Source organism: Methanothrix sp., from assembly GCF_024518575.1.
Taxonomy (GTDB): domain Archaea; phylum Halobacteriota; class Methanosarcinia; order Methanotrichales; family Methanotrichaceae; genus Methanothrix_B.
On the sequence record NZ_JANIHG010000004.1, the window covers coordinates 69,748 to 82,253 of the forward strand.

The 12,506-nt window shown below is 56.0% G+C and carries 11 protein-coding genes and 1 other RNA gene; 4 read left to right on the forward strand and 8 right to left on the reverse strand.

The genetic code is table 11. The features are described from left to right. Positions 1–84 precede the first annotated feature (84 nt). From NQU42_RS01850 to ffs, 3 genes are all read right to left on the reverse strand, one after another. The gene (locus NQU42_RS01850) at positions 85–2,220 is read right to left on the reverse strand and encodes a DHH family phosphoesterase (RefSeq protein ID WP_296608579.1); all 2,136 of its coding nucleotides are present in this window, start codon (positions 2,218–2,220) and stop codon (positions 85–87) included. 116 nt (positions 2,221–2,336) lie between these two features. Next, entirely contained in the window at positions 2,337–2,930 is a 594-nt protein-coding gene (locus NQU42_RS01855) for an MFS transporter (protein WP_296608581.1), read from the reverse strand. A gap of 360 nt (positions 2,931–3,290) precedes the next feature. Next, an RNA gene (ffs, locus tag NQU42_RS01860) (signal recognition particle sRNA) lies at positions 3,291–3,606 on the reverse strand. 50 nt (positions 3,607–3,656) lie between these two features. On the opposite strand from ffs, the gene NQU42_RS01865 reads away from it, so the two are divergent. Both NQU42_RS01865 and NQU42_RS01870 read left to right on the forward strand, forming a co-directional pair. Next, positions 3,657–3,899: a transcriptional regulator gene (locus tag NQU42_RS01865; RefSeq protein ID WP_296608582.1), complete on the forward strand. Its 243-nt coding sequence runs from the start codon at positions 3,657–3,659 to the stop codon at positions 3,897–3,899. Between the two features lie 16 nt (positions 3,900–3,915). After that, positions 3,916–4,428 carry a nitroreductase family protein gene (locus tag NQU42_RS01870; RefSeq protein WP_296608583.1) on the forward strand — a complete coding sequence of 171 codons (513 nt, stop codon included), beginning with the start codon at positions 3,916–3,918 and terminating at the stop codon, positions 4,426–4,428. 1 nt (position 4,429) lies between these two features. Here the strand turns inward: NQU42_RS01870 and NQU42_RS01875 are convergent, their stop codons facing one another. Together NQU42_RS01875 and NQU42_RS01880 are read right to left on the reverse strand one after the other, a co-directional pair. Then, the gene (locus NQU42_RS01875; protein WP_296608585.1) at positions 4,430–5,404 is read right to left on the reverse strand and encodes a phosphoribulokinase; all 975 of its coding nucleotides are present in this window, start codon (positions 5,402–5,404) and stop codon (positions 4,430–4,432) included. Positions 5,405–5,457: 53 nt separating this feature from the next. Continuing rightward, positions 5,458–6,393, reverse strand: a complete 936-nt coding sequence (locus NQU42_RS01880; RefSeq protein ID WP_296608586.1) for a transcriptional regulator — start codon at positions 6,391–6,393, stop codon at positions 5,458–5,460. A 309-nt stretch (positions 6,394–6,702) separates the two neighbouring features. Between NQU42_RS01880 and NQU42_RS01885 the strand changes: the two genes are divergently transcribed. Continuing rightward, entirely contained in the window at positions 6,703–7,887 is a 1,185-nt protein-coding gene (locus NQU42_RS01885) for an argininosuccinate synthase (protein ID WP_296608588.1), read from the forward strand. Between the two features lie 159 nt (positions 7,888–8,046). On the opposite strand, the gene NQU42_RS01890 is transcribed toward NQU42_RS01885, so the two are convergent. Then, a complete protein-coding gene (locus tag NQU42_RS01890; RefSeq protein WP_296608590.1) occupies positions 8,047–8,934 on the reverse strand; it encodes a hypothetical protein in 888 nt (295 codons plus the stop codon). After that, on the reverse strand, positions 8,931–10,148 hold the full coding sequence (locus NQU42_RS01895) for a replication protein A (RefSeq protein WP_296608591.1): 1,218 nt from the start codon (positions 10,146–10,148) through the stop codon (positions 8,931–8,933). Before NQU42_RS01895 ends, NQU42_RS01890 begins: the two co-directional genes overlap by 4 nt. Before the next feature lie 184 nt (positions 10,149–10,332). On the opposite strand from NQU42_RS01895, the gene NQU42_RS01900 reads away from it, so the two are divergent. Then, complete coding sequence (locus NQU42_RS01900) at positions 10,333–10,773, forward strand: hypothetical protein (protein WP_296608593.1); 441 nt, start codon at positions 10,333–10,335, stop codon at positions 10,771–10,773. Positions 10,774–10,821: 48 nt separating this feature from the next. Here the strand turns inward: NQU42_RS01900 and NQU42_RS01905 are convergent, their stop codons facing one another. After that, positions 10,822–12,234, reverse strand: coding sequence for a DHH family phosphoesterase (locus tag NQU42_RS01905; protein WP_296608594.1), 1,413 nt, complete (start codon positions 12,232–12,234; stop codon positions 10,822–10,824). Between the last annotated feature and the right edge of the window lie 272 nt (positions 12,235–12,506).

Below are 12,506 nucleotides of genomic sequence, written 5' to 3' on the forward strand. Positions count from 1 at the left end.
TACCCATGGCAAGTAATCAGATGGATATGAGCGACGGGCGTTATTATGGAAACAGTGCATCACGAAGAGACAGTGCCGCACGAACTATGCTGCAGATGGCGGGACCTCCTCCACCTCGCAGCTTCCGATCTTCTCCGCGAGCTTTGCCAGGACCTCCTTCCGCATTCCGCCCACGAACTTGATCGAGCCGACGACCAGGTGCCCCCCTCCGCTCACGCCTCCGTTCGGGATCTCCTCCATCAGCTCTCTGACGATCTGCGGTATGTTCATCTTCACCCCCCTGCTCCTCAGAACCGCGAAGTCCGGACCGTATCCTATCGTGACAACCGGCTTCCCATCATACTTTTTGCACATCCTGTCGTGGATCTCTCCGGATGTCTTCCCTGGCGGAGGGAATGTGAACTTGTGCGCGTAGTTCTCCACGTCTATCACATTCATTATCGCACCGTTCGGCAGCTTCGTGCTCTTCACGTTGCCCATGCTCGCCCTGAGCTGATCCTCGATGGCTGCATTCGCCTGATCGCAGAGCAGATCCACAATCCTGCGGTGCCTGTCCAGTCTGCCAAGACAGAGTATATCGCTTATCAGGCCGCGCCCCTCATTGAACCTGAGCCAGAAAGCCTCATAATCGAGAGCAAGAGCGATCTTCTTGAGATCCTCCACCCTGAACCTGTCCTCTACGAGCTTGATGTACTTCTCCGCCTCCGGAGCCTCGCTTCTGTCACCAACCGCAGAGACAGCTGCGAGATGCTTGATCTTGTTCTCCACATCAGGATTGATCATGCGGGCGATCTCAACACCCAGCATTCCTGTTGTGATGCCGAAGTCACCGCCTTCATGCGCCGGGTTCACATGGGCGATGAGATACTGATCGACGACATCGTTCGGATGGTGATGATCGACCACGACCATCTCCAGGCCGTAGACCTGGGCGTGCTTCATCGCGGGCACGTCCTCCTCTGTGGAGCCGTTGTCCATGAGAACTATGAGCGGCATCTTCTGCCCGTACCTAGCCTGATCCTCAAGCGCGTAGCTGAGATCCTTCGTGACGTCCTCAAGCTCGTAGAATGGCGCCTTAGAGGGGGCCCGCCTGTAGCTGTAGTACTCTGCATCCGGCCCGCCGACCTCTTTCATCAGAGGAAGTATCGCTGTCTCTATCGCAACAGCAGCTGAGATGCCATCCGCATCGGCATGGTGTCTTATAACTATAGGCTTCGACTTGAATATCGCCCTCCGGATCTCCTTGGCGACCGCCCTCATCCTGGGCCTGAGCCTCTCGAGCACCTCGCTCTCTATAAGCAGTGGCGGATCAAACGGCTCCGCTCTCCTGTCTATCGCCCGCTCGATCTCCTCCCTGACCTTCGTGGCCTCACCGCCAAAGAGCTGCTTCATCGAGCGGATCTCTATCTGCATCTGGCCGTTCCTCATCGTCGGCTCGCCGATGACCTTGACGACCATATCCCCCTGGATCTCCGGATATGCTCGAACGCCCGCCCGCTCGAAAGCAGCGCATGATACCGTGCCGCTGTCGTCTGCGATTGTGAATATCGTCGGGCCGGCTGTCTGCTTTACCTGGATCACCTCGCCCTTGATGCACACGACCTTTCCGAGGTGCTTTTGCAGATCTGATGTCTTTGTGAGCGGCAGATCCTTCTCCACGGTAATCACATGGTACTCCTTCAGCTCGACGGGCTCGAGCTCTATGTTGCCGTTGGGTGCGATGTTCTTCACCCGGACGAAGAGCTTCTCACCGACCTCAGGCCTGAATCTGAGATACCTGTTGTGCGCAAGGCCGCGCATGTTTTCGTTCAGGTCCACAAAGGCGCCAAAGCTCGCCAGACCGGATACGCTCCCCTCGTATATGCTCCCGACCACGAGATCGGCTGTATCGCACGCCTTATCAAGGATGTATACGAGAGGGGTGCGTGAGCATCTCTCACACAGATCCGCCTTCGAGTCCAGCTTGGCTCCGCACACAAGACATCTGTACTCTCTGCCGAGGCCGCCGCATGCCTCACATGCCTCTGTTACGGGTATTCTGCCGGTCCCGTTGCAGACCGCGCACCTCGCTGAGCCCTCCTGGAGCAGGCTCGCTATGTCAGCATCCTTAGCCTCGGTCAGTGTTATGGACTCAGTCTTACCGGTCCCATCGCAGTTTGGGCAGGTACGTTCGCCGACGATCATGAATCCCTGCCCGCCGCATCTCTCGCAGACTTTCATCGCCAAAGTGAAGATTTCCCCAGGATTTATCAATTTTGGGATCCTCTTTGGATCCTGGCTGTTTTAGCCTTAAAGATACCAACCAGCAGTCGCAGTGAGGGAGAAAACTCCAGCCGTCAGAGAGGAGTGGCCGAAGCGAATGGTTTTACTGCCACGCGCTCCTCCCGGTCGAGCATCAGTATTATCCCTGATCCCATCAGGCACATCATGCTTGTGAATATGAAGGTGGCAGTGAACCCGAGCATGCTGGCTATGGCCGCACCGACAGCTGCTGTGAACGCTGTACCGAGCCCTGTGGATGTGGAGTACAGAGACCACTCGAACCCCTCGCTGCCCCTCTCAACATTTGCGCTCCAGAGGGCTATCCAGGCCGGATACGCGAGACCGCTCCCGATGCCATTGATGATCTCTGCGATGTATACCTGATGTATGCTGTCTATGAATATGTACATGACAGGCACGCACGCCACAATTGATGTGCCTATGAGGAGCCACCTGCTCTTGTTATTCACCCTGTCGATGTACATCCCGAAGGGCAGCTGGACCAGTGATTTTGTAACCAGGAAGAGCGTGCTCGCTATGCCCGCAGACAGGACGCTGCCACCCGCAACGCCATCGTTTATGAATATCGCCAGTATGGGCTGTATCAGGCCGAGCCCTGTGAGCACGAGGATATCAGACAGCATCAGCAGCTTTGTAGTGCGATTCAAAGCCAGTCACCTCCTTATATTTAATTAATATTATTAATATGGGATTCGATAAATATATGCAGAGCTAAGTGTGAAGCTCAAAGAAGGGCGCCGCTATATCCTCGAACGTATTTTGGTGTACAGTTTCACCATTACAGTTGAGGCTAGCGACATAATAGATCGTTTGTTTCTCGGATTTAATAGTATATATACTTTTCGATGAGTGAGCTCCACTGCTGCTAATAATCTGCCCAATGCTGGAATCATTTACATTCAAATGGTTGCTGCAGCCAATGTAAAAAATGAACATTTGGTCTTTACATAGATGCAATGCTCTCAGAGCTACAGCCGAAGGCACATATCGCAGTAGATAATCATTTCTGGCGGGTGCGCTGGCGGTTGCCAGAAGCACCGCGTACCAGCTGATCCACCCGCTTTCTCCTCCCCGCGATCCTGTAAGCGACGGTTACCCGCAGTGGGTCTGCTCCCTTCCGGGCCTGAACCGGTGCCTGCAGTTAGGGCCAGCGAGCCCGCCCTCCGGCTGACCCCCTGACCGATGCCGTCCCTACAGAACGGAGAATCATTGTACGCAGATGGGCTGAATACACGGCGCATAAAGTCGCCCACCAGCTTCGTCCCCCGCATATCGGCGATTTCGGGTTACAGGTGACGCCGAACCACCCGGACTAACCCGCCACAATCTATTAAGATATTGGAAGCAATAAAGCTATCGCAGAGGTATGCAGAATGGACGAGCTGATGGGATTCGTTCTGGGGAACAGTCAGAGGGAGCGCGTGATACAGGTTCTTGGATCGAAGGGCCCGATGAGCGCCGAGAAGATCGCAAAGATCGAGAGGATAACGCCGCCTGCTATAAAAAAGGTGCTCCAGGATCTGAACGAGAGGGGTCTGATCGAGGAGTCGGCTGGCGCATGGCGCCTTACAGAGAAGGGTGTGGAGCTCGAGAGGGAGCTCAGGAGAAGATCATAAAGAAGGAGGCGCTTGCATGGATGTGATCGAGGCCATAAGAAAGAGGAGGAGCATAAGGAGATACCAGGACAGGCCGGTGGAGGAGGAGAAGCTCAATCGCATACTTGAGGCCGGAAGGCTTGCCCCGTCTGCAAAGAACCTCCAGGACTGGAAGTTCATAGTTGTGAGGGATCCGGAGAGGCGCAGGAGGCTTGCTGAGGCCGCCAAGAACCAGCAGTTCATCGCAGAGGCGCCTGTGGTCATAGCTGCCTGCGGCACAGAGACGAAATACGTGATGACATGCGGCCAGCACACCTACACCATAGACGTGTCAATCGCACTCGACCACATGACGCTTGAGGCGACAGAGCTCGGTCTCGGGACGTGCTGGATCGGCGCATTCTACGAGGACAGGGTCAAGGAGATTCTGGAGGTGCCGGAGAGCATCCGCGTCGTCGCGCTCCTCCCTCTCGGATACCCTGCGGAGGACCCCGCGCCAAGGCCGAGAAAGGCCATGGAAGAGATTGTTTGCTATGAGAGATGGTGCTGATTCAGGAGAGATTCGCGATCTTCTCCAGGAACCTCCATATCAGGATGAGCTGGGCCATCTCGGTCGCATTGACATAGCATGCCTGATCCTCATGGATTCCTTCTGCCACAGAGGGCACGTCTCTGCCTAAAAAGTTGCAGAGCTTCCTCTCCAGGTCTTTGATCATGGTAAGGGGAAACTCGCCATCTAGGGTCATGACCCCCACCCTCTTACCGTAGTAGTCATCCCTCTGGAACTCTATCGAGAACTCACGCTCTGTCAGCCGCATTATCCTGCTCAGGTCTATGGTGAGATCGACCTCGTCCAAGGGCTGATCCAGAATCTGCTGGATGATCCGCACCGAGTACTTCTCACGGCCAGAGCCCCTCGCGATATCCGTCCACTCCGGAGGGATCCTCGAGTCCTGGATCTTTATCACCATCTCCGCATAGACCTTCTGCACATCCACGTAGAGCTTGTAGTCCGGCTCCCTCTCCAGGATCTCCCTCATCACATCCTCCGGATCATAGCCCCGCTCCCCCACATCCCTCCGGAGCTTCCATCTCCTCTTCACAGCTCTGCTGGGATCGACGAAGATCTTGAGGTCCGAGAGCTCTCTGAGCTCCTCTGTGTAGAAGGGATGAAGGCCCTCGACGATGATTACAGGCGAGGGCTCGAATGTGACCGGCCCCCTGATCTCGCCGGTTGAGTGATCGTAGACGGGCTTTTCTACCGGAAGCCCTCTCCGGAGCATCTCAAGATGCTCAGCCAGCAGATCGAGCCTGTTTGCCTCCGGTCTCAGCGGCGTTATCCCCAACGCCTTTCGCTGCCTGCGATCGAGACTGTGATAGTCGTCCATCGAGAAGGTGCTGACCATATCCTCGCCCAGCATCCGGCGGATGCCTCTGGTGAATGTTGTCTTGCCAGATCCACTATCTCCGGCGACCGCAACAACAAACACCCTGCCTGAGTCACGGATCTTCTCAAAAAGCCGCATGGATTCCTGCCCTTCCGGATATTCGATAAAATAGCGCCCGGTGCGCTGTGATCCTAATAGGCGGAGCTCTCGCGCTTCATCATCAGGAGATCTGCGAAGTCCTTTCTGCTATCGATTTTCTCTATCTCCTTCCGGCCTATGACCGCGGTCCTCTCTATCCTGTCCACCCTCGTCTCGCCATCGACAATGAGCGCAGAGTGTGTGAGTGTGACGGATGAAAGGCTGCTCATGAGCCTCGCACGCTTGACCATGCTCGTGGTGAGCCTGCTCACGCCCGTGAGAACCACCATCTCATCATCTCTCGTTATCGCGTTGAAGGGGGCCTGAGATATCGGAAATACGCGAAGCCCGATCTCCACGAGCCTCCGGAGGATGCTGTCCTTGATCTCCGCAGTGACCTCCTCCACGAAACGCTGTCTGAAGATATCCACAGCCTGGATCAGCTCCTCATCGAAGATCTCCTCTAGCTTCAGCGCTATATCTATCGATGTGTCCATCGATTCGCTCTCGTACTTGCTCACAGTGCGCCTTGAAACGCCGAGCTCCGCTGCCAGCTCGCCGATCGATATCCCACGCTCGATCCTCAGCTTCCGGAGCATCTCCCCATCGATTTTAACATAAAGACCTCCATGTGCCGCATAGACCAGGGGAGGGATGCCTCCCAGCAGATAATCAGCAAGCGTCGGCAGGCTCACCGTCGGAACGCCGTACCTGAAGTAGACTGCGCCCCTCTCGAGCATCTGATCTCTGGTCTTCTCACCCACAATCAGCGGCTGCCCGAGCAGATGGCCTGCAAGTCTGGTGATCTCGCGAGCTGTGCGCTCGTTGAGGCCGTCTATGTTCGAGAGTATCTTGAGCAGCAGGAGCAGCTCCTCTCGCCTGGCTGCAAGATCAAAGCTCCTCGGCCTGATGTCGCACATGGACGAGACCAGGAAGCCCGCCTCTCTCAGCACGTTGATCACGCCGCGAGTCAGAAGCTCCTTCTCCATCGCTGTATTAAATCCGAAGAGCAGCTATTTAAATCTTGAGCCAGCCACTCCGTTCTATGCAGCTGAGGTTTTGTATTTGGAGTGCCAGAGCCTGGCGCCTTTGATCTGAAATACCAGCTGTTCTTGGGCTTGAATTGCTGAAGGAGATATTTGCAATCGACAGCTTGGGGCGAGATGCCTACGAATCCCGGTGCTGGATCTTTCAATGATCCGAGGCCACGAATAATCTCTGGATCGCTTTTACCCCACTATGGGGCTGCATCAGCCATTCATAAAATTGAAATAACTTGTTCCCTTCCGGTTACGACCATGACAGACAAAGCTGAGGTTGCTCTTGCTTATTCCGGCGGGCTTGACACATCTGTTTGCATTCCGCTTCTGCGTGAGCGTTACGGCATGAGGCGCGTTGTCACAGTGCTTGTTGATGTGGGCCAGCCGCCAGCGGACATCGAGCGCGGAAACAGGCGGGCTGAGAAGCTGAGCGATGAGCACTACGTCATAGACGCGAAGGATGAGTTCGTCAGGGACTACATATTCCCGCTCATCAAGGCGAACGGCTCTTACGAGGGCTATGTCCTCGGAACCGCCATAGCGAGGCCTCTGATAGCCAGGAAGGTCGTCGATGTTGCAAGAAGGCTGGGGATAAACGCGCTGGCACATGGATGCACTGGAAGGGGCAACGACCAGCTCAGGTTCGAGGCGGTATTCAGGGCCACCGGAATGAGGGTCATTGCGCCCATGAGGGACCTGGACCTCTCGAGGGAGTGGGAGATAGACTACGCGAGGGAGCATGGCATAGACGTCCAGGCATCGAAAGAGCGCCCCTGGTCCATCGACGAGAACCTATGGTCGAGATCGATCGAGGGCGGGATGCTCGAGGACCCGTTCTTCGAGCCGCCTGATGAGATCTACGAGTGGACCAGAACACCTGACGGGAGCGTGCCTCCGGAGATAGTCGAGATCGAGTTCGAGCGCGGCGTGCCCGTGGCGCTCAACGGCGAGCGGCTCGGCGGGGTCGAGCTGATCAGACGTCTGAATCTCATCGCAGGAAGGCACGGAATCGGACGCACTGACATGATAGAGGATCGCGTGCTCGGGCTCAAGGCGAGGGAGAACTACGAGCATCCTGCAGCGACCGTTCTACTGACGGCCCACAGGGACCTTGAGCAGCTTGTGCTCTCCAGAGCTGAGCTCAGGTTCAAGGCCGGCGTCGATGAGGCATGGGCCGAGATGGCCTACATGGGACTCGTGGACGATCCGCTTTTCGCAGACCTGAACGCGTTCATCGACCAGGCCAACTCCAGGGTCAATGGAGTCGTTCGCATGAAGCTATTCTGCGGCAATGCGATGCCTGTGGGCAGGAGATCCCCTGATGCGCTCTACTCCCAGGAGATGGTATCGTTCGACTCCCAGACGCTTAGCCAGCGGGACGCCGAGGGCTTCGCAAAGTACCACGGCTTCCAGGCCAGGCTGCTCAGGAAGAGATCAGGTTGATTGTGAGGGGCAGAAGCGCAGTACATGCAGCAGGCCGCCGAGCGCATGGGATCGCCCCACGGCCTGCAAAGCTGCTGCAGCTCAGCTGACCGTCATGCAGGGGATCGAACCTGAGGGAATGCAGGACTCCTGAAAGAGATGCGCAAGGCTGCGCCTCTTTCAGATATCTATCTCCTCGATATCATCGTTCTCCAGATCGACGAGGCTGCTTATGCGCTTCGATCCCGTTTGTCTCCTTCTACCTGGCTGTGGCTTTGTGTATGCATCAGGCTTGAGCGATTCGGCTCTGCTATCTGCCTCATAATCTACAGGCAACTTTCCGCGAACAGGGGGATCCTGCATCTCCACTTCGCCGGGCGTCCTCGTCTCCGCATGCACCTCAGGCATAACATGCGCCTCAGCAGGCATGCTCTCTTCGATCGCCTGCTCCTTTCTGATGGCACTCAGAGCTGTGAGGACCATCTGTTTGTACTCAGAGATGTTCGTGGAGTAGTGGCCCCTGGCCTTCCTGCAGTCCTCGACCGTCGTTGCCTCAGGATGGTAGATGGTTCCTGGCCGGAAGTCTGTGCTCTGAGGCACGTCTATGCTGCGCATGAGCTCCAGCCTCTCGAGCGTCCTGCGCGCAGCCTCGATGATCCACTTGTTACGGGTATCGAGATCCACCTTCTGTACGGCCTCTGCCCTTATCGAAGTTATCTTCCTCCCATCCTCAGTCTCATAGACTGATGGCTTGCCGACGACCGCAACAAACGATGGGATCTCGATCTCCGCGAGCGCTCTGGATGCCTCGGGCTGGTACTGTCCCGCGTATATCAGGATGCTGCCTGTCGGGTCCGCCAGCCTCCCGCGCCAGTACTCGACCTCCTCGCCGATGTCATCCCTCTCTATCAGCGTTCCAACAACAAAAACCCGATTGCATCTGGCGCCCGTTGGAGTCAGGAGATACTGTGGAGCGTACTGCGAGTCGTCTCCCTCCCGGAAGGAGAGATCTGACCTTTTAAGTTCAGCTAAGAACACCCTCCTGGCGACCTCTCTGGAGTACATCATAGCCCCTCCGCCCTGCTCACTAGCAGAGATAAATCCTCATCACTGAAAGGCATCTCCTTTATGCTGTCCACCAGAAGGTACCTGTCCCTCACCGGTCCGGTGACCTCGAAGTACCTCCCTATCAGCTTCTCCTCGATGAGCGCGAGGACAACCTCATGATCCAGCGCCTCCATGGCCATCTCCTTCGCCTGCTCCATGGTGAGGCCGATGAGCTCCTCAACGCGCTCGCGGTTTATCAGGATGTCCTGAACGATCAGGCCATCGTCTATTGCAGCCTTGACCCTGAGATCGTAAACACCCTCCACCTTGCCGTGCTCTGCGCACATGCCCTTTGACAGGGGCCTCTTGCATGTCGGGCATCTCTTGATTAGTCCAGATCCCTTCTGTATATCGACTATGGCGCCTGAGATCCTTCTGTTCAGCGATACCTCGATCGGCTCTTCGGTCTCCTCTATGACGGTGCTTCTGTTTATCTTGACGCTGAACCTTCCCTGGAACTCGTCCGTGACGAGATTCCTGAAAAGATAGCTCCTCCCCTCGACAAGATCTGGCTGCTCTGACTTCGCCCACTTGACGAACCTCACGACGCCTGTCTCATCCCCTAGCAGGCCCTGCTGCTGGATGGAATCGCTTGAGGGCTCCCAGAGCTGGACGACCTTGGCCCTGAGGTTGATCCACTGGCCTGGCCCGCTGATGTCCACGACCTTATAATCTGCAGAGCTCTGTGGAAGCACAGCAGACTCTATATCCCTATCGAGCTCTGCGATCTCGGTGCTTCTGTTTATCTTGACGCTGAACCTCCCCTGGAACTCGTCCGTGACGAGATTCCTGAGAAGATAGCTCCTCCCCTCGACAAGATCTGGCTGCTCTGACTTCGCCCACTTGACGAACCGTATGTTTCCAGTCTCGTCTCCCAGAATCCCTGCCTGGGATATCGCCGGACTGGGGGAATCAAACAGGCTCAGGACCTTGGCCTCCAGGTCCACCCATCTTCCAGGCTCGCGGATCTGGTTTATCTTCACCTGCTCGCTCTTTCTGGCAGGTAGCGCGACGCCCTTCTCCTTCAGGAAGTAGTTTAGAACGCTTCTCTGCGCCTCCCGGGGAGGGACCTGAAACTTGTCCACAAGAAGTCTGTATCTCTTCTCCACATCCTCGGTGCTGACGCTGATCCCAAGCTCGCTGAGCCTGGATACGATCTGCTCAATATCTTTCATTCAACCAGCCTCTAGTTTTCTTTGAGAGGTGATATGAAGTGTGACAGCATCATAGATAAACTCATGCCATCCGCGGCGAAAGTAATATCTGATCCAGACAGGGCTAAAGCGCCAGGAAGATGAGAAAACAGTCGTGAGCATAAATGCGGAAAGATTATAACATGATACCACCACTCACTCTCTGATGCCCAGATGTAGGAGGCTACTTGCGATAGCTCTGGTGATTATGGTCCTCGGTATTGCAGAGTCGCAGCCGATGATTCGTATAGGATCCAAGACCGATCCCGAGGCTCATCTCTTCACATACGACCAGAAGTTCAGGGAGAGCACGCGCTTCATGAACTACAATCTGAGCATGGTCGGTGAGAAGGAGTTCGAGGACTGCAGCAGGCTTTCATCGCGCATGGATCTCAGGATGTTCCCGAGCTGGACCGAGCTGGTCATAAACGCGAACTTCAGCGGCATAGGCAGGATGGGGTATGTTGTATACGATGAGGAGCGTCAGCAGCCCAGAGAGGAGCAGTCGACGATCACCCACATGTTCATAGGAAACTTCAGCATGGACGAGCGGCTGCTGGTCGCGAAGAACCACGCCATGGAGTCCGGATACCTGCCTCCAGTGTAGATGTTACCCCCAACTGCGCCTTGGCACTCATGGACCACACGCTTGCATTCAAGCGCTCCTGTTACTCTTCAGCTGCTCTCCGACGATTCTGTCAATTATTGAGAGAAACTCATCCCTGCTCTGTGGGGGTATCGTGGCGCCGGCTGCGATGCTGTGGCCTCCTCCGGCGCCGCCAACCTCACCGGCTGATGCAGATACCGCACGCGAGAGGTCCAGGCCCGCTCTCACAAGATCCTGCGTCCCCCGCGCCGAGACCTTGAGCATGCCATCCGGAGTGGATGCAAATGCCAGAATGGGCTTCGATCTGTCTGCTATCTGAAATACCATCCCTGCCACGATTCCCACTATGGTATCGAGAATATCCTCACCCGCATCGAAGTACTGTATGTTCGACAGCTGCACAAGGCCGCGCTCCTTCACCAGCTTTATGCCGTTCAGAAGGTTCTGCCTGTGCTGGCTCAGAAGAAGCCTCGCCTCCTCCAGCGCCACATCCCTGTCACCGAGGCAGACATCCAGGCCGGTCCTGGAGTGGCCGTACCTCGCCGTGGCGTTCAGGAGCGTGGAGAACTCGCTCGCATCCCGTAGCTCCGTGCCCTCTCGCTCCCTTGTGAGCGTGTAGACCTCCCCGACGAGACGCTCGAGCCTGAAGCCGGGGATACCAGAGCGCAGACCATGACGGATCAGTCCAGACACGATTCTTGCGCGCTCATCCCGGTCCAGATCTATCCACCTCCTCCATCTCTCCCCACCGAGACGTATGCCGATCTCTTTGAGGAATGAGATGCACGCCTCCTCATCTCCTGAGAGACCTGGAATGTACGGATCTGTCGAGTACTCGAGCATCTTGAAGACGGGGCGAGTCTGTTTGCCGAAGAGTTTGATATCAGGGCCGAATGAGAGGACGCCTGCTCGCGACCCGGTCTCTATTATCCTCCGGTTGAGACCAACGAGCCTGCCCGACGAGAGATCCTGGAGATCTCCGACAGCGCCGACCACCGCGAGCGCAGAGAGGTCCTCGTTTTTCCCCAGAGCATTCGCGAGAAGGAATGCAGTGCCACTGCCGCTTATCTGGGTCGCCCCATCCCCGCCGAGGAGATGAGGATTTATGTGGATTATTCCTCTAAAGCGCTCGGTGCTTCCAGGACGGTGGTGGTCCGCGACAACAGCTTTGATGCTGAGAGATGAGATCTCCTGGATCATGCCGCTTCCAAGATCTGTGAATACCACCAGATCTGAGCCCACATCTGCGATGCTCTCAAGTTCGTTTTTTGTGAGCTGCTTGAAGAATAATGGAGTGTGATCTATGCCCTTTCTCGAGAGTGCTGCGCATATCACTCCAGCTGCGGTCAGCCCATCCGCATCGATGTGCGATACGACCAGGACATCCTTTGACCTGGAGATGGCATCCGCACCATCCTCAGCCAGCTTCTTCAGAGATTCGCAGATATTCTCTATGTTCACCGACCCCCTTCGAGAGATAATCACACAACTTTTAAGCCTTCTGCGAGAATGGATGCATCCGTGCTCCTGGATGAGCGTGCTTGTGAGACCTGAGCTATATATGAGACCAACAGCGTATCGCCTCGAATTCCGGAGGTGCTGTGCTGGTGTGTGATAATCCCCTGCATAGCACTCAGTGCTCTCTGAGCCGGTGCAGCACAACAATTCAGATCATAACTCTAGAATCAATGTGACCCTGCATAGCACTCAGTGCTCTCTGAGCCGGTGCAGCA